The sequence below is a fragment of the Amycolatopsis sp. NPDC003861 genome (assembly GCF_053605405.1).
On the sequence record NZ_JBSGJD010000160.1, the window covers coordinates 1 to 22775 of the forward strand.

Below are 22775 nucleotides of genomic sequence, written 5' to 3' on the forward strand. Positions count from 1 at the left end.
CGGGGTGCGCTTTGTGCCTTAACTGGTGTTAGCGGGGGTGTTTCGCGGTTTTGGGGCGCCTAACCTCTCGTTTCTCGCCCCAATCACGCCGGTTCCGGCTTCAATCACGCGAGATGCGAGCTGGATCACGCTGGTCAGGCCGGTGATCGTGAGGTCTGACACGCGAGCGTGACCCTGGGGATATCTTTTGGTGATCCGCGGGTATGGTTGAAGGTCGTTGCGGGCGCCTCATTCGGAGAGCGAGCCCGGTTGAGGCTCCCGAAAGGTGAGTGGTGGGCTTGCGCGCCCATGGTTTTGTCCTGCCCGGGGTGAGTGGCCGATGACCGTCACCATCGAACCCACCGAGTCCGTTGCCGAGGTCACGCTCGCCCCGGTCGCCGACCGCGCCCTCTTCTGGTCCGGTCTCGGCGCCGGTGAGCGCACCCTCCTCGACGTCCTCGCCGCCACCGCCGAGCGGCACCCGAACGCCGCCGCGATCGACGACGGCACCACCACCCTGACCTACCGCCGGCTGCTCGAGGAGATCGACGCTTACGGGCGCCGCCTCAACAGCTACGGCGTCGGCCTCGGCGACCGCGTCGGCATCCGGATCTCCTCCGGCACCGCCGAGCTGTACGTCGCCATCCTCGCCACCCTGTCCGTCGGCGCCGCCTACGTGCCGGTCGACGCGGACGACCCGGACGAGCGCGCCGAGCTCGTCTTCGAAGAAGCCCAGGTCGCCGCGGTCGCCACCGACGGCACGATCAACGTCCACAGCACGCCGGGTGGCCGCGACGGCCGCCCCGGCCCGGCCGACGACGCCTGGATCATCTTCACCTCCGGCTCCACCGGCAAGCCCAAGGGCGTCGCGGTCACGCACGCGAGTGCCGCCGCCTTCGTCGACGCCGAAGCCGAGCTCTTCCTCACCGACGAGCCGATCGGCCCCGGCGACCGCGTCCTGGCCGGCCTGAGCGTCGCCTTCGACGCCTCCTGCGAAGAGATGTGGCTGGCCTGGCGCCACGGCGCCTGCCTGGTCCCGGCGCCCCGCGCGCTGGTCCGCACCGGCGTCGACCTCGGCCCGTGGCTGGTCGCACAGCGCATCACCGTCGTCTCGACCGTGCCGACGCTCGCCGCCCTGTGGCCCGCCGACGCCCTCGAAGACGTCCGCCTGCTCATCTTCGGCGGTGAAGCGTGCCCGCCGGAGCTGGCCGAGCGCGTCGCCGTCGAAGGCCGCGAAGTCTGGAACACCTACGGCCCGACCGAGGCCACCGTCGTCGCCTGCGCCGCGCAGCTGACCGGCGAGGGCCCGGTGCGGATCGGCCTGCCGCTCGTCGGCTGGCAGCTCGCCGTCGTGAACGACGAAGGTGAGCCGGTCGCCATGGGCGAGACCGGCGAGCTCGTCATCGGCGGCGTCGGCCTGGCCCGCTACCTCGACGCGGCCAAGGACGCCGAGAAGTTCGCGCCGCTGCCGTCGCTGGGCTGGCAGCGCGCCTACCGCTCCGGTGACATGGTCCGCGCCGAAGAAGAAGGCCTGCTGTTCCTCGGCCGCCTCGACGAGCAGGTCAAGCTCGGCGGCCGCCGCATCGAGCTGGGCGAGGTCGACGCCGCGCTGCAGGCCCTGCCGGGCGTGCAGGGCGCGGCCGCCGCGATCCGCCGCACCAAGGCCGGCAACCAGGTCCTCGTCGGGTACGTCGTGCCCGCGGGCGAGGACTTCGACCACGACCAGGCCGCGAGCCGCCTGCGCGAGCACCTGCCCGCCGCGCTGGTCCCGCTGCTCGCCGTCGTCGACGACCTGCCGACCCGCACCTCCGGCAAGGTCGACCGCAACGCCCTCCCGTGGCCGCTGTCCACCGTGGAGGCTTCCGGGCTGACCCCGACCGAGACGTGGCTCGCCGAAGGCTGGGCCGAAATCCTCGGCGTGTCGGTCGACAGCCCGAAGGCCGACTTCTTCACCCACGGCGGCGGCAGCCTGACCGCCGCTCAGGTGGTGGCCCGCATCCGCACCCGGCACCCGCAGGTGTCGGTCGCCGACATCTACGCCCACCCCAAGCTGGGCGCGCTGGCCGCGATGCTGGACGCGCTGAGCGGGCAGGCCACCGAACGCCGGGACATCGCGCCGACGAAGCGCCGCGCCGGGGTCGTCCAGACGCTGCTCATGGTCCCGCTGATGGGCCTGGTCGGGCTGCGCTGGGTGACCCTGGCCGCCGCGCTGTCGAACGTCCTGTCCCTGCTCGGGTTCGCCTGGGCGCCGACGCTGAGCTGGGCGTGGCTCGGCCTGGCCTGGGTGGTGCTGTTCAGCCCGGCGGGCCGGATCGCGATCGCCGCGGGCGGCGCGCGCGTGCTGCTGTCCGGGGTCCGCCCCGGCACCTACCCGCGCGGCGGCAGTGTCCACTTGCGACTGTGGACGGCCGAGAAGCTGGCCGGGTTCTCCGGTGCGGACAGCGTCGCCGGCGCGTCCTGGATGACGACGTACGCGAAGGCGCTCGGCGCGCGGATCGGCAAGGACGTCGACCTGCATTCGCCGCCGCCGGTCACCGGCTTCCTCAAGCTGGGCCGTGGTGCCGCGATCGAGCCCGAGGTCGACCTGTCCGGCCACTGGGTCGACGGCGACGTCGTGCACATCGGCAAGGTCCGCGTCGGCGCGGAAGCCCGCGTCGGTGCGCGCAGCACGCTGTTCCCGGGCGTCCGCATCGGCAAGGGCGCGGAGATCGCGGCCGGGTCGACCGTCCGCGGCGCCGTCCCGGCCGGGCAGCGCTGGGCCGGTTCGCCCGCCACCCGCGTCGGCAAGGACGAGCGCGACGCGCTGAAGTGGCCGTCGAGCCGCCCGCCGCGCTCGCACTTCTGGGCCGCCGTCTACGGCGCGACCTCGCTGCTCCTCGGCTTCCTGCCCGGCATCGCGGCGCTGGCCGGGGTCGCCGTGCTCGGCTACGGCATCGCCGGCGCCCCGACGCTGCTCGACGCGTTCACCCGCGCGCTGGTCTTCGTGCCGGCCGCGACCGCCGCGTACTTCGGCGCGTACATGCTGCTGGTGCTCATCGGTGTCCGGGCGCTGAGCATCGGCATGGTCGAGGGCTACCACCCGGTGCACGGCCGCGTCGCCTGGCAGGTCTGGGCCACCGAACGGCTGATGAGCATGGCCCGCGAAGGCCTGTTCCCGCTGTACGCCAGCCTGTTCACGCCGGTGTGGCTGCGGCTGCTCGGCGCGAAGGTGGGCCGCAACGTCGAGGCGTCGACCGTGCTCGCGCTGCCGAAGATGACCAAGGTCGACAGCGGCGCGTTCCTGGCCGACGACACCATGGTCGCCACCTACGAGCTCAACCACGGCTGGCTGCACGTCGCCCCGGCGCGGATCGGCAAGCAGGCGTTCCTCGGCAACTCGGGGATGACCGCGCCCGGCCGTTCGGTGCCGAAGCGCGGGCTGGTCGGCGTCCTGTCGTCGACGCCGCTGAAGGCCAAGAAGGGCTCGTCGTACCTCGGGATGCCGCCGCTGCCGGTCCGCCGCGCGGTCGGCGAAGCCGACACGAGCCGCACCTACACCCCGGCGCTGCACCTCAAGGCCGCGCGGGCGCTGGTCGAGCTGTGCCGGATCATCCCGGTCATGTGCGGCGTCGCGCTGACCGTCGTGGTCGCCTTCGGCCTGCTGTGGACGGCGTCGGCGTTCGGCTTCGGCGTCGCCGCGCTGCTGGCCGGGCCCGCCCTGCTGGCCGCCGGGATCGTCGCGGCGCTGACCGCGACGGTGATGAAGTGGCTGCTGGTCGGCAAGTTCCGCGAGGTCGACCACCCGCTGTGGAGCTCCTTCGTCTGGCGCAACGAGCTGGCCGACACCTTCGTCGAGGCCTTCGCGGTGCCGTGGCTGATCGGCTCGGTCGGCGGCACCCCGCTGCTGACCGCGTGGCTGCGCACGATGGGCGTCAAGATCGGCCGCGGCGTCTGGCTGGAGACGTACTGGCTGCCCGAGGCCGACCTCGTCGAGCTCGGCGACGGCGCGACGATCAACCGCGGCTGCGTCGTCCAGACGCACCTGTTCCACGACCGGATCATGAGCATGTCCCGGGTGACCCTCGGCGAGGGCGCCACGCTCGGCCCGCACGGCATCGTGCTGCCGGGCGCGGGCATCGGCGCCCGGACGACGGTGGGCCCCGGTTCGCTGGTGACCCGCGGCGACGAGGTGCCGGCCGACACGCGCTGGCTGGGCAACCCGATCTCCGCGTGGACCGGTAAGTAACGAAAGCGGGACCAGGCGCGCCGGACTCACCCGTCCGTGCGAGCCTGGTTCCAGCACGCACGACGAAAGGTTCGCGACGGGTGATTTCGAAGGCTCCGGCACCGGCTCCCGGCGCGGACACCTCGGGTGACCCCTACCTTCCCGCCCACGGCAACGGCGGGTACCGGACCCGGCACTACGACCTGAGCCTCGACTACAAGGTCGCGCCGAACCGGCTTTCGGCGTCGGCGGTGATCACCGCGGAGGCGACGCAGGCGCTTTCCCGCGTCAGCCTCGACTTCGGCGAGTTCCGGATCAACCGCGTGCTGGTCGACGGGAAGGCCGCGAAGTACCTCAAGCGCGGCGCGAAGCTGCACGTCAAGCCGGCGAAGTCGATCCCGGCGGGCACCGAGTTCACGGTCGAGGTGCACTACGTCGGCAACCCGCGCCCGGTGCGCAGCCGCTGGGGTGACGTCGGCTGGGACGAGCTGACCGACGGCGCGCTGGTGGCGAGCCAGCCGGTCGGGGCGCCGTCGTGGTTCCCCTGCAACGACCACCCGTCGGACAAGGCGACCTACCGGGTGAGCGTGACGACGGCGTCGCCGTACCTCGTCGCGGTCACCGGCACCCTGGTCGAGCGGACGACGTCGGCGAGCACGACGAGGTGGGTGTTCGAGCGGCGCGAGCCGACGGCGACCTACCTGATGAGCGTCCAGATCGGCCGCTACGACGAGGTCGAGCTGTCCGGCCGCGGCTGGTTCCCCCACACGGGGGTCGGGCTGCGCCGGCTGAGCCTCGGCATCGGGCGCGCGACCGGCCAGGTGGAGTCGATCTTCGAGACGGTGCCGCAGCGGGCGGCCGTGCCCCCGCGGCTGCGTCGCCTCTTCGACCGCGACTTCGGGCGCCAGGGCCGGATGATGGAGTTCCTGCAGCGGCTGTTCGGCGCGTACCCGTTCGCCGAGTACGTCATCGTGATCACCGACGACGACCTCGACGACCCGATCGAGGCCCAGGGCATGGCCATCTTCGGGGCCAACCACGTCGACGGCCGCCGCACCCACGAGCGGCTCGTGCTGCACGAGCTGGCCCACCAGTGGTTCGGCAACAGCCTGACGGTGGCGGACTGGCGCCACATCTGGCTGAACGAGGGCTTCGCGACGTACGCGGAGTGGCTGTGGTCGGAGGAGATCGGCGGCCAGCCGGCGTCGGCGCTGGCCCGCAGCTGGTACGCGCGGATCAAGGCCAAGCCCGCGGACGTCCGGATCGCCGATCCCGGCGTGGCCCGGATGTTCGACGAGCGCGTCTACAAGCGCGGCGGCCTGACGCTGCACGCGCTGCGGGCGGAGATCGGGGACCCGGCGTTCTTCGCGTTGCTGAAGTCGTGGGCCGAGGAGCACCGCCACGGGCTGGTCACGACGGAAGCTTTCGTGGCGGCAGCCGAGGCCCACGCGGGACGGTCGCTGAGCGCGTTCTTCACCCGCTGGCTGTACACGCCGGCGCTGCCGCCGCTTCCCTGATTCATCGGATGTCTCTGCCGCTTTCCGGGTGAACTCCTCTGGCGTTTTGGGCACCCCTCTGCAAGTATGGCCGCACGCCGCCGCTTGATCTCGCCGAAACGTAGTATGAATTCGGAGGATGCTTCATGGACTCTGTGTCCAGGCGGACGGTGCTCCGGTCGGCCTCGGTCCTCGCCGGGGCGGCCGCTTTCGGGGGGTTGTGGGCTCGCGCAGCCCCGCCCGCGCTCGCCGGCGGCGACCCGTACCGGGACGTCGCCCGGGATGCGCGGATGGTCTGGCGGCGGCTGCCGAAGAACTGGCAGGAAGGCCCGTTCCTCGCCAACGGCTCGCTCGGCGTCCAGGTCTACGCCGGCAAGAGCCCGCAGGTCCTCAAGTTCATGCTGAGCCACACCCAGGTGCAGGACCAGCGCAGCCAGTGGGAAGCCGGCATCGGGCTGTCCCGCCTGCCCATCGGGTACCTCACGCTCACCCTCGCCGGCGCGATCACCGCCGTCGACTGGACGCTCGACCTCTACAACGCCGAGCTCGGCGGCACCATCACCACCACTCAGGGCTCGGTCGCCTTCTCCGCCGTCGTGCACAACGACCTCGGCGTGCTGCTCGTCTCGCTGACGCCGAGCGCCGGGGAAGCCGCGGCCGCCTGGGCGTTCCAGCCGCTCGAATCCGCCACCACCCGGACCGTCCGCAAGCCGCCCGAGTACGTCGCCAACCCCGCGCCCGAGCTCGGTGCCGGCTTCTGCGCGCAGCCCCTGCTCGCCGGGGGCGGGTACACCACCGCGTGGCAGGAACGCGCGATCGGCACGAGACGGCTCCTCGCCGCCACGGTCGCCTACAGCTTCCCGGGCACCACGCACACCGTGGACGCGCGCAACGCCGTGCAGAAAGCGCTTGCCGCCCGCCCGGGCGCGCTGCTCGCCCGCCACCGCCGCTGGTGGAACGACTACCACCGGCGCAGCTTCGTTTCGGTGCCGGACAAGCAGGTGCAGCGGTTCTACTGGATCCAGCTGTACAAGATCGCCGCCGCCACCCGGGCCGGCGGGCCGGTCGTCTCCGAGTGGGGGCCGTGGTTCCCCGAGGTCGGCAACAGCTGGACCGCCGTCTGGTGGAACCTCAACGTCCAGGTCACCTACCCGATCGTCAACAGCACCAACCACCCCGAACTCGACGCCGTCACCGAGACCTTCCGGCGCGACCACGCGAACCTCGAGGTGTCCGTCCCGCCCGCGTACCGCGACGGCGACACCTACGCCCTCTCGCACCCCGGCGACTGGCGGCTGCGGCCCGGCGGCACGCGCTCGGTGGGCGTCCCCGGGACGACGTCCAAGACCGACCAGACCGGGAACCTGTTGTGGGGCCTGCACAACGTCTGGCTGGCCTACCGGCACCACATGGACAAGGGCGTGCTGCGCGATGTCCTGTACCCGACCCTGGCCAAGGCGCTGAACTTCTACCGGCATTTCCTGGTCACCGGCCCGGACGGGGCGCTGCACCTGCCGCTGACCCGTTCCCCGGAGTACGCCGACGCGCCCGACTGCACCTACGACCTGTCGCTCATCCGCTGGGCGGCCCGGACGCTCGTCGACACCGCCCGGATCCTGTGCCTCGACGAGCCGCGCGTGCCGATCTGGCGGGAGATCGGCGCCAAGCTCGTGCCGTACCACGAAGATCCGGCCGACGGTGTGCTGATCGGGGACGGCGTTCCCCTGGCCGCTTCGCACCGGCACTTCTCGCACCTGCTGTGGCTGTACCCGCTGCGCGAGAAGGTCTGGGACCGTCCCGATGACCGTGACCTCATGACCCGCACGTTCACCCACTGGGCCGCCGATCAATCCGCCTGGCACGGCTACAGCTACGCGGCCGCGTCGTCGATGAAGTCGGTGATGGACGCGCCCGAGGAAGCCTTGCGCTACCTGAAGTTCTTCCTCGACCGGAACGTCGTCGCCGACACCGAGCTGACCGCGAACACGATGTACCGCGAGGGCTCCAACTTCGCGATCGAAAGCCCGATCACCGCCGCGCAGTCCGTGGTGGACATGCTGATGCAGGGCTCCGGCGGGGTGCTCAAGGTCTTCCCGTCGGTGTCGGCGACCTGGCGGGACGCCTCGATCGCCGGCCTGCGCGCGGAAGGCGCGTTCCTCGTGGACGCCTCCCGCCGCGACGGCACGACCGAATTCGTCCGCGTGCACAGCGAAGCCGGCGAGCCCCTGGTGCTGCAGCACGGCGTCGCCGGGGACGTCGACGTCCGCGACGAGCACGGGCGCCGGCTGCCGTGGCGCGCGGCCGGGCCGGGGCGGATCGCGATCGGGCTGCGCCGCGGCGGCACCGCCGTCGTCACCCCGCGGGGCCGGCGGCCGGACTCCGGGCCGCGGGACGTCCCCGCGCTCGGCCCCGCACCCGCGTGGGGCCTGCCGAGCTGAACCGCTCTTCGACGAGGAGGTCGAATGGACATCACCCGCAGGACGGTGCTCGGTGGTGCGCTCGCCGGGATCGCCGCCGCCGGCTTGACGCCGGGTTTCGCCGCCGCGGCACCCGGTGGCGACGACTTCGGCTGGGCCGGGTTCCTCGGCACCGCGGACCTGTACTGGCGGCGGCTGCCGAAGACCTGGTACGAGGGCCCGTTCCTGGGCAACGGCTATCTCGGCTCGGGTATCTACGCGGAGCCCGGGCAGAACGCGATCCGGTTCAACGTCCAGCACAGCCAGGTGCAGGACCACCGCCCGGAGTTCGGCTCGCTGTTCGGCCTGGCCCGGCTCCCGATCGGGTACTTCACGCTCGAACCGGCCGGCGCGATCACCGCGATCGACTGGCGGATGGACCTGTGGAACGCCGAGCTGACCGGGACGATCACTACGTCCGCGGGCAGTCTGAGCCTGCGGGCGATCGTCCACACCGGACAGTCTTTGCTGGCCGTCGAGATCCGCCCGTCCGAGGGGGAGCGCGGGTTCAAGTGGGTGTTCCACCCGGCGGTCGCGGTCAGCCCGCGGGCCGATCCGGTGTGGAACAAGCCGCCGCCGGCCGGGTACACCGCGAACCCGCCGGTGCAAATGTCGGGCAGCGGTGACGCGCGGCTGGCCGTCCAGCCGCTGCTGGCCGGCGGCGAGCACGTGACGGCCTGGCGGGAGGCCACGCGCGGCGGCGCCCGCACGCTGTACACGTCGGTGGCCTGGTCGCACCCCGGAAAGACGTCGGCCGCGCGGGCGCTGGGCACGATCCGCCGGGCGCTTCCGTTCGCCGCGCTGACCCAGGACCACCGGCGCTGGTGGCACGACTACTACCGGCAGAGCTTTTTGTCCATTCCGGACACACGGCTCCAGAGCTTCTACTGGATCCAGCTGTACAAGGTGGCGTCGGCGGCGCGGCGCGAGGCGCCGGTGATGGCGACGTCCGGGCCGTGGCTGGAGAACACGCCGTGGCCGGCGACGTGGTGGAACCTCAACGTCCAGCTCGAGTACTGGCTGATCCACGGCTCCAACCACCTGGAGCTCGACGCCGTCAGTTACGCCCTGGACAAGTACCGGGCCAACCTGACTTCGCAGGTCGCTTCTCCGTACCAGGCCGACTCGGCCGGGATCCCGCGGACGACCGACATGACGCTGCTCAACGGCGTCTCGAACGCGACCAGCGGGTTCCCGGTCGGGATCCCGGGGCAGGACACGCCGACGCCGGAGGTCGGCAACCTGACCTGGGCGCTGCACAACGTCTGGCTGTCCTACCGGCACACTCTCGATCACGTCCTGCTCCGGGGCACGCTGATCCCGTTGCTGCGCAAGGCGATCAACTACTACCTGCACTTCCTCGCGCCCGGGCCGGACGGCCGGCTCCACCTGCCGCCGACGTTCTCGCCCGAGTACGGTGTCAACGCCCCCGACTGCAACTACGACCTCTCGCTGATCCGCTGGGGCTGCAAGACGCTCCTGCAACACGCACCGGGCGATCCGCTGGCGCCGCGCTGGCGGAACGTGCTGGCGAACCTCGTCGGCTACCCGGCCGACGCCAACGGCTACATGATCGGCGCCGGCGTGCCGTTCGCGAAGTCGCACCGGCACTACTCGCACCTGCTGCAGATCTACCCGCTCTACGACGTCACCTGGGAGCAGCCGGAGCACCGGGCGATCATCGAGACGTCGCTGAACCACTGGGTCGGCTTCGAGGGCGCGCTGCAGGGCTACACGTTCACCGGGGCGGCGTCGATCTCGGCGCAGATGCTGCGCGGCGAGCAGGCCGCGTTCTACCTCGGCGAGCTGCAGCGGCGGTACATCCAGCCCAACACGATGTACCAGGAGTCCGGGCCGGTCATCGAGACGCCGCTGTCGGCGGCGAAGTCCCTGCAGGACATGCTGGTGCAGAGCTGGGGTGGCGTGCTGCGGCTGTTCCCGGCGGTACCGGCGGCCTGGAGCGACGTCGCTTTGCGGGACTTCCGCACCGAAGGCGCGTTCCTGCTCAGCGCGTCCCGCACCGGCGGGAAGACGCGCTGGCTGAAGGTGCACAGCGAGGCCGGGGCGCCGTGCGTGCTGCGGCCGGGCATCGACGGCGAGCTCGCGGTGACCGACGCGCGCGGCCGGGCGCGCCGCTGGCGGCGGCTGGCCGGCGGGGACGTCCAGGTCGAGCTCGGGCGCGGTGAGGACGCGTTCGTGTACCGGAAGGGGGATCGCCCGGACTTCGGCGTCCGGCCGGTGGCGCCGGGCGGGCCGAGCGCGCCGTGGGGCCTGCCCTGATCGCCGTTTTCGCCCGGTCCCGACGGCAGTAGGGTGTGCTCTCCGACGAGGGGAGCGTGGATGAGCGAGCCGGACGGCAGACCCGGGCCGCCGTACCCGTATTCGCCGTGGCCGCCCCCGGTCCCGCCGAAGCGGTCGTCGACGTTGGCGATCGTGGTGATCACCGGGTCGGTCGTGATCGTCGTGGTGATGGCGCTGGCCTTCCTGGCCTGGGGCTACCCGGGGTTCCTGCGCGAGCCGGACGGCCAGGCCGGCGGCGCGTTCCGGACCACGGCACCGTCGCCGTCGACTTCGGCGGCCGCGCCCGGGACGCCGGGCGCGATCCCCGGCGGCCGGGCGCCGATGCCGAAGCGGAGCAAGCCGCTGGCCGACCCGGTGACCTGCGCGTTCACCCCGGACACCGGCTCGCCGGCCCCGAAGAAGGTGGCGCTGCCGCCCGACGGCCCGGCGCCGTCTTCGGGCACGGTCGGCGTGCGGCTGGCGACGACCACGGGCGACATCGGGCTGACGCTGGACCGCGCGCTGGCGCCGTGCACGGTGGTCAACTTCCTGAGCCTGGCCCGGCAGGGTTTCTACGACGGCACGTCGTGCCACCGCCTGTCGGTCGTCACCGGGTTGCAGATGCTGCAGTGCGGCGACCCGGTGGGCGACGGCACCGGCGGCCCGGGCTACACGATCCGCGACGAGCTGTTCCCCGGCCTGACGTACGGCCGCGGTGTCCTCGCGATGGCGAAGACCACGGCCCCGGACTCCGGCGGCTCCCAGTTCTTCCTGGTCTTCGGCGACATCGACATCCCGCCGGAGTACACCGTCTTCGGCAGCATCGACGACGCCGGCCTGGAAACCCTCGACGCGATCGCCCGAGCCGGAATCGACCCGGCAAAACCCGGCATCGGCGACGGCAGCGGCCCGCCGAAAACCCCCGTAACCCTCACCAAGGTCACCGCCACCTCGTAACTCGCGTGATCCGAGCCGTATCTGGCGTGATCAGAGCCGGAACTCGCGTGATTGGGACCGTAACTCGCGAGTTCCGGCTTCAATCACGTGAGTTCCGTGCTCAATCACGTGAGTTCCGGGTTCAATCACGGGCCAGGAGGTGGCGGAGGTTCTGGAGGAGGGTCTCGGCGGGGGTGGGGGACGGCGTGGGGTGGCGGAAGGCGACGTAGCCGTCGGGGCGGATGAGGAGGCAGCCGGCCTCGTCGATGCCGCGGAGGCGGGACCAGTCGCCGTAGGCGTCGCGGACGTCCGGGTCGCCGATGCGGACCGTCCGCAGGTCCAGGCCCAGCTCGGCGCCCACCTTGGCTGCCGCGTCGCGCCACGGGGTGCCGGTGAGGCCGGTCAGGAGCGTCCAGCGGCCGCCGCCCACGAGGTCCAAAGTGGACACGCGACGGCCGTGAGGGCCGACCAGCCACGCGTGCGGCAGCTTCGCGCCCGGCTCGGTGCTCGGCCGGTGGAACAGCTCGGGGTCGCCGTCGGGAACCGGAGCCGGGACGCCGTCGGGCAGCACCGCCCCGGAGACGTACCGCTGGTCCAGCTCGACGCCGTGCGCGTTGAACTCGTAGTGCTTCAGCTCGATCGCCTGCTCCAGCTCATGCCGCTTGCGTGCCCCCTCGGCCGTGGGCGCGAGGCAGGTCTCGAGCCCGGCCGAGATGCCGTCGGCGTCGGTGTCGCCGGAGATCCCCAGCGCGGCGAAGATCGGCCCGAACTGGTCGCGGCTGAGGTTCGCCCGGTCGACGATCTGCTTGCCGACCGGCGCCCGCTCGGCCGTGTAGCTGTCCAGCAGGCCCTCGCCCGCCTCGCCGCGCAGCACCATCGCGAGCTTCCACGCCAGGTTGTAGGAGTCCTGGACGGACGTGTTCGACCCCAGCCCGTTCGACGGCGGGTGCCGGTGCACGGCGTCCCCGGCGCAGAACACCCGGCCGCTGCGGTACTCGGTCGCGTAGTTGTGGTTGACCGTCCACAACGACGTCGAGGTGATCTCGACGTCCAGCGCCGGGTCCCCGACGAGGTCCCGCACCAGCCGCGTCGCTTCCTCGGCGTCGACCTCGGGCGGTGGCTGGGCGATGTCGTAGCCCCAGGTCAGCAGCCACTCGTTCCACGGCCGCACCATCCGGACCAGGCCCATCCCGATCCCGCCGAGGTGCGCGCCCGGCCGCATCACCCAGTACAGCACGCTCGGCCGGTGCGCCACGTACCGCGCGAGGTCGGCGGTGAACGTGATGTTCATGCTGCCCGCTTTGCCGGTCTGCCCGGCGATCGGCAGGCCGGCTTGTTCGGCGACGCGGCTGCGGGCGCCGTCCGCGCCGATGAGGTACTTGGCGCGCAGGGTGAACTCGTCGCCGCGCACGCGGTCGCGGAACCGCACATCGACCCCGGAATCGTCCTGGGCGAACGACAGGAACTCGGTGTCCAGCCGCAGTTTCGTGCCCCGCGCGGCGGCCTCGCTGACCAGGATCGGCTCCAGGTAGGTCTGCGGCAGGTCGATCATGTGGCACGGGCTCGCCGCCGCGTACTCCGACGACGACCGGTCGCCGGTGCCCCAGCTGGCGATCCGGCCGATCTCCGGCCCGGTCAGCGACGTGCAGAGCACGGTGTCGCCCATCAGCTCCGGCGGTGTCCCGGCGGCCAGGGCCTTGTCCTCGACGCCGAGGTCGCGCAGCACCTCCATGGTCCGCTGGTTGGTGATGTGGGCGCGCGGGGTGTTGGCCGTCCAGCCGTACTTGGTCGCCAGCACGGCCGGCACGCCGTAGGTGGCGAGCAGCAGCGCCGCGGAGCCGCCGGCCGGGCCGCTGCCGACCACGATGACGTCGGTGTCGTAGGTCATGCGCTGCTCCCTGAAATCCGGAAGGTGAAGTCGAGCCCGTCGGTGAAGTCGACGATCAGGCCGTCCTTGACGCCGAACACGGTGTCCGAGTCGAGATACTCCCCGCCGGCGACGAACAGCTGCGTGATCAGCGTGCGGTAGCCGGGTTTGGCGATCATGAAGTGCACGTGCGGCGCCCGGTAGGGGTGCCGCCCGACGGCGTCCAGCAGCTGCCCGACCGGGCCGTCGGCCGGGATCGGGTACGCGCTGGGGACGATCGTCCGGAAGCGCAGCCGCCCGTCGGCGTCGGTGCGGAAGCGGGCGCGCAGCACCGGGCCGTCGACGTCGGGCAGCTGGACGTCGTAGAAACCGTCCTCATTGGACTGCCAGACGTCGACGATCGCGTCCGGGACCGGGGTGTTCGCCGTGTCGACCACGCGGATGTCCGCGGCCAGGGGCGTACCGGGCAGGCCCGCGGCCAGATCGGTGCCCTGCGGTGTCTCCGGCGGACCGTCGACGTAGAACGGGCCGAGGACGGCCGACGGCGTCGTGTCGGGTGTGCGCGAGTTGGTCAGGACGTCGACGACGCTCGACACGCCCAGGGTGTCCGACAGCAGGATGAACTCCTGCCGCGTGTCGGTGGTGATGTGCCCGGCCCGGGTCAGGAAGCCGATCGCGTACTCCCACTCGTCCTGGGTGAGGTCGGTGCGGATCGCGTAGCCGTGCAGCGTCTCGACCAGGTCGCTCAGCAGCAGGCGCACGCGGTCCGGCGCCTCGGCGAAGCTGTCGACGACCTGCTTCGTGAGCGCCTTGAGACTCGGGCGCGTGGCCGGCCGGGTGCCGTGCAGCGCCTGACGCAGCAGGTCCGCTTCCGGTTCGCTGCCGAGGTCGGCTTCGGTGAGGCCCAGCTCGGCCAGCGAACGCGGGATCGGGAGCGACGCGGCCAGGTCGAACACCTCCGCGGCGTCGTCGAGCCCTTGGTGCGCCATGACGTACGGGAGGAGGACGGCGTGGGTTTCGGCGTGCGGCAGCCCGAACTTGCCGCCGAGGTGGTGGCAGAGCCGGTGGTGCAGGCCCATCCGCACCGCGTCGAGGCACGTCCCCGCGAGCCAGGCGCCGCGGAGCGCGTCGGTCCGGGCGGCCACATCGGACGGATCGGCGGCGATCCGCGGCAGGGCGCCGGTGAGCAGCCGGATCGCTTCGGCGGCGAGCAGGTCGGTCATCGGGTTGGCGTCCGGGGCGTACCGCGCCTCGACGGCGTGGGCGAGCGCGTTCAGCCCGCTCGCCGCCGACACGGGGACCGGCAGCGACAGCGTGAGCGAGACGTCGTAGAGGACGGTCGCCGGCCGGACCGCCGGGTTCCGCTGCGTGGTCTTGCGCCCGTCGGCGGTCTCGCCGAGGACGGCGGTCAGTTCGGAACCCGCGTACGTCGTCGGGACGATCAGCTGCGGCAGGCCGGTCCGCAGGGCGAGAGCCTTGGCCAGCCCGGTCGCCGAGCCGCCGCCGATCGCGACGACCCCGTCGACGTCGTGCTCGGCGACGACCTTGAGCGCGCGCTCGGTGACGTCGACGGGCGTGTGCTCGATGGCGTCTTCGAAGCGCGCGGCCAGCCGGGGGCCGAGCGCCTCGGCGGCCCGGTCGCCGTGGCGCGGGCGGCCGATCAGCAGGACCCGGCCGAGCCCGAGCCGGTCGGCCTCCGCGCCGAGCGTGCCGAGCGAGCCGAAGACCACCCGGACGGGGTTCGCGGCGTAGCTGAACGAGGTCATGCGAGGCAGTATCCGGCCGCGAACGAGGCCCGGTCCTGCACGTTCGTGCTGCTCGACGGCACGAAACGCGCGTGTGTCAGCCGAGGCGGCGCAGAGCGGCCGGGGTGGTGCCGAGCTGGGCGCGCAGCACCCGCGTGAGGTGCTCCTGGTGCGAGAACCCGCAGCGGACCGCGATCTCGGCGATCGGGTCGTCGCCCGTGCGCAGCAGCAGCCCGGCCCGCTCGACGCGCAGCCGCAGCAGGTAGCGGTGCGGGGGCAGGCCGGTGCGGGCCTTGAACCGGCGGGAGAACTGGCTGACGCTCAGCCCGGCGAGGGCGGCCAGGTCGGCCAGCGGCACCGGCTCGGCCAGCCGTTCGGCCATCAGGTCGCGGACCGCCGCGAACTGGCGGTCGGACAGGCCGCGGGCCGGCTCGGGCTCCGGGACGTGCCCGGCGCGGTGGTGGCGCACGAGCTGGGCGGCGACGAGCGCGCCGAGCTGGTCGGCGTAGGTCCGGGCACCCGGCTCCCAGTCGCGGACGACGCTGTCGAGGCTCAGCACCAGCTGTTCGAGCAGCGGATCGTGGCTGCCGAGCTCCTCTGCGAGCTGCACGGTCTTCCCGGCGGCCTCCTGGACGGCGACGTCGGCGAGGTAGACGTGCACGGTGTCGAGCGCCCCGCCCAGCTCGACGGACAGCTCGGCGTGCGACGGCTGCAGGAAGAGCCGGCCGGCGGGCATCCGCCGGCTCTGTTCGCGCGCGGTCCCGACCGCGCGCCGGACGGTCACGGGGCCGTCGAGGTGCAGGATCAGCTGGTGGCTGCCGGCGGCCCCGAACTCGGCGCGGTACGGGCGCTCCCGCTGCCGGGAGACGTAGACCCGGTCCCAGCCGAGGCCGGCGCTGGTCCGGTCCGGGCGGACCCAGGGCAGCGCGAGGATGCCGTTCGTGTCGGCCAGCCCGAGTTCGCCCACGCTGCCTCCTCACCGCGATGGTACCCGCCCTAAGCTGGGCGGCCGGTCAAGCCGACCCCGGGGGAGTCCGTTGCCGTTCACGTTCGCGCACCCGGCCGCGGTGGTGCCGCTGGCCCGGTGGCTCTGGCTACCCGGCCTGGTCGCGGGTTCGCTCGCGCCCGACGTCGCGTACTACGTGCCGCTCCCGGGCGGGGAGCTGACCCACGAGCCGATGGGCCTGGTGAGCGTGGACCTGCTGCTCGGGCTGGTGCTCGTGGCGGTGGGGTACGCCGTCCTCGCGCCGGCCCTGGCGTTCGGGCCGGCCGGCTGGCGGGAGCGGGTGCCGCGCCCCGGCCGGGTCCCGTGGCTCGGCGCGGTGGTCTCGGTCGTCGTGGGGGCGGCCACCCACCTGCTCTGGGACGCGTTCACCCACACCGACGGCTTCGCCGTGCGGCACTGGAAGGGGCTGCGGGTCTCCGTCGTCGGCCCGCACCGCCTGTACAACGTCATCGGGTACGTGTCGTCCGCCGGCGGGTTGCTCCTGCTCGCGGTGCTGGTCGTGCGCTGGTACCGCCGGGTCCCGCGGGGTTCGCGGGCATGGCCGGCGTTGCCCCGCACCGGCCGGTGGGTGGTGGCGGCCGGACTCGGTGCGGGGCTGGTGGTGGGAGCGCTGCTCGGGTTGACGGACCCGGTGAGCGAGGTCAGCGGCTACGACTGGGTGCGCTGCCTGCTGATCGGCGCGGTCCGGGGCGGGCTCGTGGCGGTGGCTTGCTACGTCGTCGCGTGGCCGCTGGCTCAGCCGGGCGCCGCGCGGCCGTGGCGCCAGTAGCCGAGGAACGCGATGTCCGCCTTCGGCCAGCCGCGGTCGCGCACCAGGTGGCGGCGCACGCCCGTGGCCAGCGCGGCCTCCCCGGCGACCCACGCGTAGGCGGGCCCGGACGGCAGGACGGCGTCCCGGATCGTCGTCAGGGCCAGCACGCCCGGACGCCGGCCGGGCCCCGGGCGGGGCAGCCAGTGCACCCGCACCCCGGGCGGTGCCTCGATCTCCCGCACGTCCGCCGGGGAGGGCACTTCGAGGAACACCTCCGCCACGAGGCCGGCCCCGGCGTGCTCGAGGATCGCCAGGATCGCGGGCAGCGCGCTCTCGTCCCCGGCCAGCAGCTGCCACGACACCCCGGGCGGCGGCAGGTAGCTGACGCCGAGGTCGAAGACGCCGCCCGGATCGCCCGGGCGCACCCGGCGCGCCCAGTCGGCCGCGGGCGCGTCGCCGTCGTGGAGGGCGAACTCGATGTCGATCTCGCCGGGCCGGGCCCGCCGGATCGTGTAGTTGCGGACCCACGGGCGGCGGGACTTCGGCAGCACGAGCAGTTCGGCCATCCAGCCCTCGTTGTCCAGCGTGGGCATGCGGAGCCGATCCTGACCCACGCGCGGGAAGAACAGCCGCACCGCCTGGTCGTCGCCGGCCGGCTCGAACTCCGCCAGCCCGGGACCGCCGAGGGTGATCGTGCGGAACGCCGGGCTGGGCGCGGTGGTCGCGCGGACTTCCAGGGTGATCATCCGCCGCGTCCGGGGGCGGCGCACCTTCGGGATCATCAGACGTCCAGCACGAGCCGCGGGGACAGCGCGCGGGACACGCACGGGTACATCCGGCCCGCCGCCGCGCCGATGTCGTCGCGGTGCTCGGGCTCGCCCGCCACGACCCGCACTTCGCAGCTGCCGCACACGCCTTCCCGGCACGCGGACGGCACCGGCCGCCCGGCGTGGTTCAGCGCGTCCAGCAGCGACTCGTCCGCCGGGACCTGGATCGTGCCCCCGGACCGGGCGCACCCCACTTCGAACGGGGTGTCCGGCCCGAACGCCCGCCGGGTGGGCTCGAACCGCTCGGTGTGCACCGCGGGGAACACCGCCTCGGCCGCGTCCACCAGCGACGCCGGGCCGCAGCAGTACACCTCCGCCGTCGGGAACTCCCCGGCCAGCGCCGCGAGGTCGGGTCGGCCGAGCCGCACGCGGTCCCCGTACCGCGACGCGAGTTCGGCGGCGAACGGGCGGCCCGCGTACGCCAGCGTCACCGCGGCACCGGAGGCGGCGGCGGAGCGCAGCATCGGCAGGATCGGCGTGATCCCGATCCCGCCCGCCACGAACAGGTACTCCGGCGCGGGCCGCAGCGGGAAGTGGTTGCGGGGCAAGGAAACCGTCAGCGTCCGCCCCGGTCGCAGGAACAGGTGGACGTACTCCGAGCCGCCGCGGCTCAGCGGGTCGTGCCGGACCGCGATGCGGTAGGCCGAGAGGTCACCGGGGTCACCGCACAGCGAGTACTGCCGCGTCAGCCAGTTCGGCAGCTCCAGGTCGATGTGCGCGCCCGGTTCCCACGGCGCCAACGGGCCTTCGTCGCCGCGCAGGACCAGCGAAACGACGTCTTCGGTCACGCGCTCGATGCGCTCCAGGATCGTCTTCTGCATGTCAGTACAGCTTCCGGTAGCCCGCTTCGAGGAGCTGGTCGAGCAGCGCCGGGTCGACGTTCATCATCTCGCCGGCGACCTCGCCCGCCGACGGCAGTTCCGCCGCGAGCGCCTGGCTCGCCGGGTCCCACAGGCGCGAGCGGATCAGCGCGCGGCCGCAGTGGAAGTACACCTCGGCGACGTCGACGACGATCGCCAGCTCCGGTGCCTTGGCCTCGGTGCGCATCCGGGCGAGGACGTCCGGGGCGTCGGTGACGTACGCGCTTCCGTTGACCCGCAGCGTTTCCCGCATGCCGGGGACGAAGAACAGCAGGCCGACGCCGTCGTTCTCGGCGATGTTGCGGAAGGAGTCGGCGATCTTGTTGCCGGGCCGGTCGGGCAGCGCCAGGGTGTGCTCGTCGAGGACCTTGACGAACCCGGGGTAGTCGCCGCGGGGCGAGCAGTCGGCGCGGCCCGCGGCGTCCGCGGTGGCCAGCGTCAGGAACGGCGAGTGCGCGATGAAGCGGCGGGCGTGCCGGTCGAGGTGGCCGCCGATCTTGGCCTTGATCATCGCCTCGGGCTCGCCCAGCCGGGCCCGCACCTCGGCCGCGGAGACGCGGGGCAGCGTGTTTGTGCTGGTCATGGCACAATTATGAGCAAATATTCAGATCTTGACTACTCGCTTTCCCGGAGGATCCCGTGCCGTCGGACCAGCGCCGCATCCAGCCACGTAAACAGCCGCGGCAGGTGCGCGCCGAGCTGACCCGGCAGCGGATCCTGGCCGCGGCTGCTCACGTTTTCGGCGACCACGGCTACGCCGCCGGTACCACCAACCGCATCGCCGAGCGCGCCGGCATCTCGATCGGCTCGCTGTACCAGTACTTCCCGAACAAGGACGCGATCCTCGCCGAGCTGCTGACCCGGCACCTCGACGGTGGCACGGCGGCCGCGGCCAAGGTGCTGACCGGCCCGCTGCCCGAGTCGATCGAGGAGGTCTTCCGCGTCTTCGTCCGGCTCGCCGTCGAGGCCCACCGCGACGACCCCCACCTGCTGCGCATGCTGCTGGAGCACGCCCCGCGGTCGAATGAGCTGCTGGAGCGGATCGGCCGGGTGAAGCAGGACATGGCCGGCCACACCCAGGCCCTGCTGGAGGGCCACCCCGAGGTCCGCGTCGCCGACACCGCCACGGCGGCCCGCCTGGTCATCGCGACGGTCGAGCTGGCCGTCCACGACCTGCTGGCCGAACCCGACCCGGTCGACGCCCGGCGGCTGGAGGACGAGATGGTCGCGATGCTGACCCGGTACGTCACGGGGTGACCTGCCGCTGCCCACCGGGGCGGTCGCCGGCAAACGCTTGCGCGCCCGGCTCGCCGTCCCGGTCACCACGGCGGGCACCGCACTTTCCCTCAGCGGTCCCTGGCCACCAGCGCCGCCTGGGTGCGGCTGGTCACGCCGAGCTTGGCCAGCACGTTGCCGACGTGGACCTTCACCGTCCGCTCGGCCAGCCGCAGCCGGGCCGCGATGTCCTTATTGGACAGTCCCTCGCCGAGCAGCTCCAGCACGTCGCGCTCCCGCGGTGTCAGCGCACCACCGCCGCTCAACGCCGAGGCCGCCGCCGGGCTCAAGGCCGTCACGCCCTGGTGGGCCGCCCGGACGGCCGCCGCGAGTTCGTCGCCCGAGGCGTCCTTCAGCACGAACCCCGCCGCACCCGAACTCAGGGCTTCGCGGATCTCCCGCGGCCGGCCGACCGTCGTCAGCATCAGGACCTGCGCCGCCGAGGGGCCGAGCCGGCGCAGGACTTCGAGGCCGTCCATCCCCGGCAGGTACAGGTCGAGCAGGACGACGTCGGCGGGCACCGGCGACGCCAGCAGCTCCGGGCCGCTCGCGTACTGCGCGACCACCTCGAGGTCCGGCTGCGCGCCCAGGATCAGCGCGATGCCCTCACGCACCAGCGCGTGGTCGTCGACGACCTGCACCCGGATCATGCCCGCACTCTACTGTCGGCCCATGCGTCAGTCTTTCGTCACGACGGCGGCCGTCGCCGCGGTGTTCTTCGCCAGCGGGGCGTGGACACCGCAGCAGGGGTGGCTCGCCGCCGGGCTCAGCGCCGCCCAGCTCGTCCCGCTGCTGTGGTCGCGCCGCGTGCCGGCCCTCGTGCTCGTGGTCGTGACCCTCGCGACGGCCGGGCACCTGCTGCTCGAACAGCCGCGCAACACGATGTACGTGCCGGTGCTGCTCGCTCTCCACAGCACACCGCAGCGGTGGCTCGCGGCCGCGGCGGCGCTCGCCACCGGCGCGGCGGTGTACCCGGCGAAGGGCCCGCTCGACGGCACGCTCCTCGTCGTCACGATCAGCGCGGTGGCCTGGCTGCTGGGTGCCGAACGCCGTCGCGCGCTCGCGGACCGGGCCGAGCGCGCGGCCCGGCGGCTGCACGACACGCTCGCCCAGACCACCGCCGTCATGCTCGTGCAGGCCGAGACGCTGCGCGCGGTCGGCGACCTGACCGACGCCGACCGCGCCCGCCTCGACACGCTCCTGGCCGCCGGCCGTGGCGCGCTGACGCTCGTCCGCCGCACCCTGGACGACCTGCGCGACGACGCCGAACGCGCCCCCGACCTCGCCGAGGTGCTGGCCCGGCTGCGCACCGCGGGGCTGGTCCTCGACCGCGACCCGGTGCTGCCCGCCCTGCCGCCCCCGGTGCGGGAGCTCGCCGAACGGTTCATCGCCGAAACCGCGGTGAACGCCCTGCGCCACAACGGTCCCGGCGTCCGGCTGCGGTTCGACGTCGAGGCGGGGGAGCGGGTGACGATCACCGCGCGCAACGCGCTGAAGGGAACGCCCCGGGTGGGTGCCGGCTACGGGCTGGCCGGGCTCGCCGAGCAGGCCGCGGCGGCCGGGGGAGCGCTGACCCACGGCCCGCGGGACGGCGAGTGGGTGGTCAGTGTCGGGCTGCCAGCAGCTGCGACACGGTCACGAACCGGAAGCCGCGCTGCTTGAGCTGGTCGAGGATCGGCCCGATGGCCCGGCGCGTCTGCTCACGCGAGGCGTACATGGCGTGCAGCAGCACGATCGAGCCCGGCCGGACCTGGTCGACGACGGCCCCTTCCACGGTGGCCGTGTCCGGGGTGCCGTCGGAGTCCGGCGCCACGTCCCAGGTGATCGTCGTGCGGTGGTGCTCGGACAGGTAGCTCGGCAGGGCGAAGAGCTTCTTGCCGTTCGGAGGCCGGAAGAGGATGTCGCCGGTGTACCCGGCCGCGCGGATGAGGGCGTCGGTGGCTTCGACCTCGTCGGCGACCCAGGACGGTGTCACGCCGATCATCCGGTCGTGGCTGAAGCTGTGGTTGCCGAGCTCGTGCCCGGCGGCGGCGATGTCCCGGGCGAGGTCCGGGTGCGCGGCCATGTCCCGGCCGATGAGGAAGAAGGTCGCGGGCACCTGACGGCTGTGCAGCGTGTCGAGGATCGTCTTCGTCCCCGCGGGATCGGGCCCGTCGTCGAAGGTGAGGGCGACGACCTTCTCGGTGGTGTCCACGCGGTCCACGAGGGTGCCGAAGAACTGGAAGGTCGGCGACTTCGACACCTCGAACAGCGTGACCGCCCCGGCGACCACGACGACCAGCACGCTCGCCACGACGATCGCCCACTTCCGGGCGCGGCGGGATTTCAAGATCATGCGGTCACCCTGGCGGCAGTGCCGAGGCGAGGGAAGCCGCGAAGGTCCTAGTACCAAGGTGTCGGGCCGTCAGCATATGTTGACGGTGTCAAGGTGTCAGCATATGCTGACGCGGTGAGCCTGATGACCGACTTCGAGCACACGGTGCGCAGCTCCGACCCCGACATCGCGCTGCGCGCGGTCGCAAGGTTGCGGCGGCTGGCCGAGCAGCTGGAAGCCGAGCAGGTGGCGGCGGCGCGGCGAGCCGGCTGGTCGTGGCAGGACATCGCCGAGCGGCTCGGAGTGACCAAGCAGACCGTGCACCGCAAGCACCGCGGCCGGGAGGACTGATGTTCCAGGGAGACCACCCCGCAGTGGGGCGGGCGATGAGCCGGGCGTGCGAGCTGGCCCGGGAGTTCGGCCACGCGAGGGTCGGCAGCGAACACCTGCTGCTCGCGCTCACCGAAGGGCCCGCCGACCTCGGCGAGCACTTGCGGCTCGCACTCGCCGAAGGGGCGCGGCCGACGCCCGACGGCGTCGGCGAACGCTCGCTGTCCGGCCTCGCCGAACGGCCGCCGTCGGGACTTGCCGAGGGTGGGCCGCGGGGACTCGCCGAGGATGGGCCGCGGGAACTTGCCGAGGATGGGCCGTCGAGACTTGCCGAGGGTCGGTCGTCGGGACTCGCTGAAGGTGGGCCGCTGGGACTCACCGGAGGGCCGCCGCTGTCTTGATCAGCGTGCCGGAGACGCCGAGCAGCTCGGCGCCCTTCTGGACGACGT

18 protein-coding genes are annotated in these 22775 nt (G+C 72.9%); 10 read left to right on the plus strand and 8 right to left on the minus strand.

The genetic code is table 11. The features are described from left to right. Positions 1 to 319 precede the first annotated feature (319 nt). The 5 genes from ACWEVN_RS31625 (at position 320) to ACWEVN_RS31645 (ending at position 11372) form a co-directional block, all read left to right on the plus strand. Positions 320 to 4204 (plus strand): Pls/PosA family non-ribosomal peptide synthetase, encoded by a 3885-nt coding sequence (locus ACWEVN_RS31625; protein WP_452053707.1) that lies wholly within the window; start codon positions 320 to 322, stop codon positions 4202 to 4204. 80 nt (positions 4205 to 4284) lie between these two features. Beyond that, entirely contained in the window at positions 4285 to 5700 is a 1416-nt protein-coding gene (locus ACWEVN_RS31630; RefSeq protein ID WP_449685569.1) for a M1 family metallopeptidase, read from the plus strand. Positions 5701 to 5825: 125 nt separating this feature from the next. Beyond that, the gene (locus ACWEVN_RS31635) at positions 5826 to 8117 is read left to right on the plus strand and encodes a glycosyl hydrolase family 95 catalytic domain-containing protein (protein ID WP_452053708.1); all 2292 of its coding nucleotides are present in this window, start codon (positions 5826 to 5828) and stop codon (positions 8115 to 8117) included. A gap of 24 nt (positions 8118 to 8141) precedes the next feature. Next, positions 8142 to 10415 carry a glycosyl hydrolase family 95 catalytic domain-containing protein gene (locus tag ACWEVN_RS31640; protein ID WP_452053709.1) on the plus strand — a complete coding sequence of 758 codons (2274 nt, stop codon included), beginning with the start codon at positions 8142 to 8144 and terminating at the stop codon, positions 10413 to 10415. 60 nt (positions 10416 to 10475) lie between these two features. Beyond that, on the plus strand, positions 10476 to 11372 hold the full coding sequence (locus tag ACWEVN_RS31645; protein ID WP_452053710.1) for a peptidylprolyl isomerase: 897 nt from the start codon (positions 10476 to 10478) through the stop codon (positions 11370 to 11372). A gap of 121 nt (positions 11373 to 11493) precedes the next feature. Here the strand turns inward: ACWEVN_RS31645 and ACWEVN_RS31650 are convergent, their stop codons facing one another. The 3 genes from ACWEVN_RS31650 to ACWEVN_RS31660 all read right to left on the minus strand — a co-directional run bounded on the left by ACWEVN_RS31650 (position 11494) and on the right by ACWEVN_RS31660 (position 15930). Next, the gene (locus ACWEVN_RS31650) at positions 11494 to 13239 is read right to left on the minus strand and encodes an FAD-dependent monooxygenase (RefSeq protein ID WP_452053711.1); all 1746 of its coding nucleotides are present in this window, start codon (positions 13237 to 13239) and stop codon (positions 11494 to 11496) included. Beyond that, positions 13236 to 14984, minus strand: a complete 1749-nt coding sequence (locus ACWEVN_RS31655; protein WP_452053712.1) for a maleylacetate reductase and hydroxyquinol 1,2-dioxygenase domain-containing protein — start codon at positions 14982 to 14984, stop codon at positions 13236 to 13238. The genes ACWEVN_RS31650 and ACWEVN_RS31655 overlap by 4 nt, the downstream gene beginning before the upstream one ends. Before the next feature lie 76 nt (positions 14985 to 15060). Next, the gene (locus ACWEVN_RS31660; protein ID WP_452053713.1) at positions 15061 to 15930 is read right to left on the minus strand and encodes a helix-turn-helix domain-containing protein; all 870 of its coding nucleotides are present in this window, start codon (positions 15928 to 15930) and stop codon (positions 15061 to 15063) included. A gap of 70 nt (positions 15931 to 16000) precedes the next feature. Here ACWEVN_RS31660 and ACWEVN_RS31665 point away from each other — a divergent pair, with 70 nt between their 5' ends. Continuing rightward, positions 16001 to 16738, plus strand: a complete 738-nt coding sequence (locus ACWEVN_RS31665; RefSeq protein ID WP_452053714.1) for a DUF4184 family protein — start codon at positions 16001 to 16003, stop codon at positions 16736 to 16738. On the opposite strand, the gene ACWEVN_RS31670 is transcribed toward ACWEVN_RS31665, so the two are convergent. The 3 genes from ACWEVN_RS31670 to ACWEVN_RS31680 are packed head-to-tail and all read right to left on the minus strand — an operon-like array spanning position 16705 to position 18990. Continuing rightward, positions 16705 to 17502 carry a siderophore-interacting protein gene (locus ACWEVN_RS31670; RefSeq protein WP_452053715.1) on the minus strand — a complete coding sequence of 266 codons (798 nt, stop codon included), beginning with the start codon at positions 17500 to 17502 and terminating at the stop codon, positions 16705 to 16707. The two genes, ACWEVN_RS31665 and ACWEVN_RS31670, sit on opposite strands and share 34 nt — an antisense overlap. Further along, on the minus strand, positions 17502 to 18368 hold the full coding sequence (locus ACWEVN_RS31675) for a PDR/VanB family oxidoreductase (RefSeq protein WP_452053716.1): 867 nt from the start codon (positions 18366 to 18368) through the stop codon (positions 17502 to 17504). The genes ACWEVN_RS31670 and ACWEVN_RS31675 overlap by 1 nt, the downstream gene beginning before the upstream one ends. A gap of 1 nt (position 18369) precedes the next feature. Beyond that, positions 18370 to 18990 (minus strand): MSMEG_1061 family FMN-dependent PPOX-type flavoprotein, encoded by a 621-nt coding sequence (locus ACWEVN_RS31680; RefSeq protein WP_449685579.1) that lies wholly within the window; start codon positions 18988 to 18990, stop codon positions 18370 to 18372. 56 nt (positions 18991 to 19046) lie between these two features. Between ACWEVN_RS31680 and ACWEVN_RS31685 the strand changes: the two genes are divergently transcribed. After that, the gene (locus ACWEVN_RS31685) at positions 19047 to 19664 is read left to right on the plus strand and encodes a TetR/AcrR family transcriptional regulator (protein WP_452053717.1); all 618 of its coding nucleotides are present in this window, start codon (positions 19047 to 19049) and stop codon (positions 19662 to 19664) included. Positions 19665 to 19753: 89 nt separating this feature from the next. Here ACWEVN_RS31685 and ACWEVN_RS31690 read toward each other — a convergent pair whose 3' ends face one another. Next, positions 19754 to 20332 carry a response regulator transcription factor gene (locus tag ACWEVN_RS31690; RefSeq protein WP_452053718.1) on the minus strand — a complete coding sequence of 193 codons (579 nt, stop codon included), beginning with the start codon at positions 20330 to 20332 and terminating at the stop codon, positions 19754 to 19756. Positions 20333 to 20354: 22 nt separating this feature from the next. On the opposite strand from ACWEVN_RS31690, the gene ACWEVN_RS31695 reads away from it, so the two are divergent. Further along, positions 20355 to 21344: a histidine kinase gene (locus ACWEVN_RS31695; protein WP_452053719.1), complete on the plus strand. Its 990-nt coding sequence runs from the start codon at positions 20355 to 20357 to the stop codon at positions 21342 to 21344. Here ACWEVN_RS31695 and ACWEVN_RS31700 read toward each other — a convergent pair. Continuing rightward, a complete protein-coding gene (locus tag ACWEVN_RS31700; protein WP_452053720.1) occupies positions 21286 to 22017 on the minus strand; it encodes a polysaccharide deacetylase family protein in 732 nt (243 codons plus the stop codon). The two genes, ACWEVN_RS31695 and ACWEVN_RS31700, sit on opposite strands and share 59 nt — an antisense overlap. Positions 22018 to 22140: 123 nt before the next feature. Here ACWEVN_RS31700 and ACWEVN_RS31705 point away from each other — a divergent pair, with 123 nt between their 5' ends. Then, positions 22141 to 22347 (plus strand): helix-turn-helix domain-containing protein, encoded by a 207-nt coding sequence (locus tag ACWEVN_RS31705; protein WP_449685613.1) that lies wholly within the window; start codon positions 22141 to 22143, stop codon positions 22345 to 22347. Beyond that, on the plus strand, positions 22347 to 22727 hold the full coding sequence (locus ACWEVN_RS31710) for a Clp protease N-terminal domain-containing protein (RefSeq protein ID WP_452053721.1): 381 nt from the start codon (positions 22347 to 22349) through the stop codon (positions 22725 to 22727). Before ACWEVN_RS31705 ends, ACWEVN_RS31710 begins: the two co-directional genes overlap by 1 nt. Positions 22728 to 22775: the final 48 nt, after the last annotated feature.

Excerpts from the sequence above, each read along its gene's own strand:
- ACWEVN_RS31640 (WP_452053709.1), top strand. The coding sequence starts at position 8,142 with ATGGACATCACCCGCAGGACGGTGCTCGGTGGTGCGCTCGCCGGGATC.
- ACWEVN_RS31695 (WP_452053719.1), top strand. The coding sequence starts at position 20,355 with ATGCGTCAGTCTTTCGTCACGACGGCGGCCGTCGCCGCGGTGTTCTTC.
- ACWEVN_RS31710 (WP_452053721.1), top strand. The coding sequence starts at position 22,347 with ATGTTCCAGGGAGACCACCCCGCAGTGGGGCGGGCGATGAGCCGGGCG.
- ACWEVN_RS31700 (WP_452053720.1), bottom strand. The coding sequence starts at position 22,017 with ATGATCTTGAAATCCCGCCGCGCCCGGAAGTGGGCGATCGTCGTGGCG.
- ACWEVN_RS31705 (WP_449685613.1), top strand. The coding sequence starts at position 22,141 with ATGACCGACTTCGAGCACACGGTGCGCAGCTCCGACCCCGACATCGCG.
- ACWEVN_RS31690 (WP_452053718.1), bottom strand. The coding sequence starts at position 20,332 with ATGATCCGGGTGCAGGTCGTCGACGACCACGCGCTGGTGCGTGAGGGC.
- ACWEVN_RS31675 (WP_452053716.1), bottom strand. The coding sequence starts at position 18,368 with ATGCAGAAGACGATCCTGGAGCGCATCGAGCGCGTGACCGAAGACGTC.
- ACWEVN_RS31635 (WP_452053708.1), top strand. The coding sequence starts at position 5,826 with ATGGACTCTGTGTCCAGGCGGACGGTGCTCCGGTCGGCCTCGGTCCTC.
- ACWEVN_RS31655 (WP_452053712.1), bottom strand. The coding sequence starts at position 14,984 with ATGACCTCGTTCAGCTACGCCGCGAACCCCGTCCGGGTGGTCTTCGGC.
- ACWEVN_RS31645 (WP_452053710.1), top strand. The coding sequence starts at position 10,476 with ATGAGCGAGCCGGACGGCAGACCCGGGCCGCCGTACCCGTATTCGCCG.
- ACWEVN_RS31650 (WP_452053711.1), bottom strand. The coding sequence starts at position 13,239 with ATGACCTACGACACCGACGTCATCGTGGTCGGCAGCGGCCCGGCCGGC.
- ACWEVN_RS31680 (WP_449685579.1), bottom strand. The coding sequence starts at position 18,990 with ATGACCAGCACAAACACGCTGCCCCGCGTCTCCGCGGCCGAGGTGCGG.
- ACWEVN_RS31625 (WP_452053707.1), top strand. The coding sequence starts at position 320 with ATGACCGTCACCATCGAACCCACCGAGTCCGTTGCCGAGGTCACGCTC.
- ACWEVN_RS31670 (WP_452053715.1), bottom strand. The coding sequence starts at position 17,502 with ATGATCCCGAAGGTGCGCCGCCCCCGGACGCGGCGGATGATCACCCTG.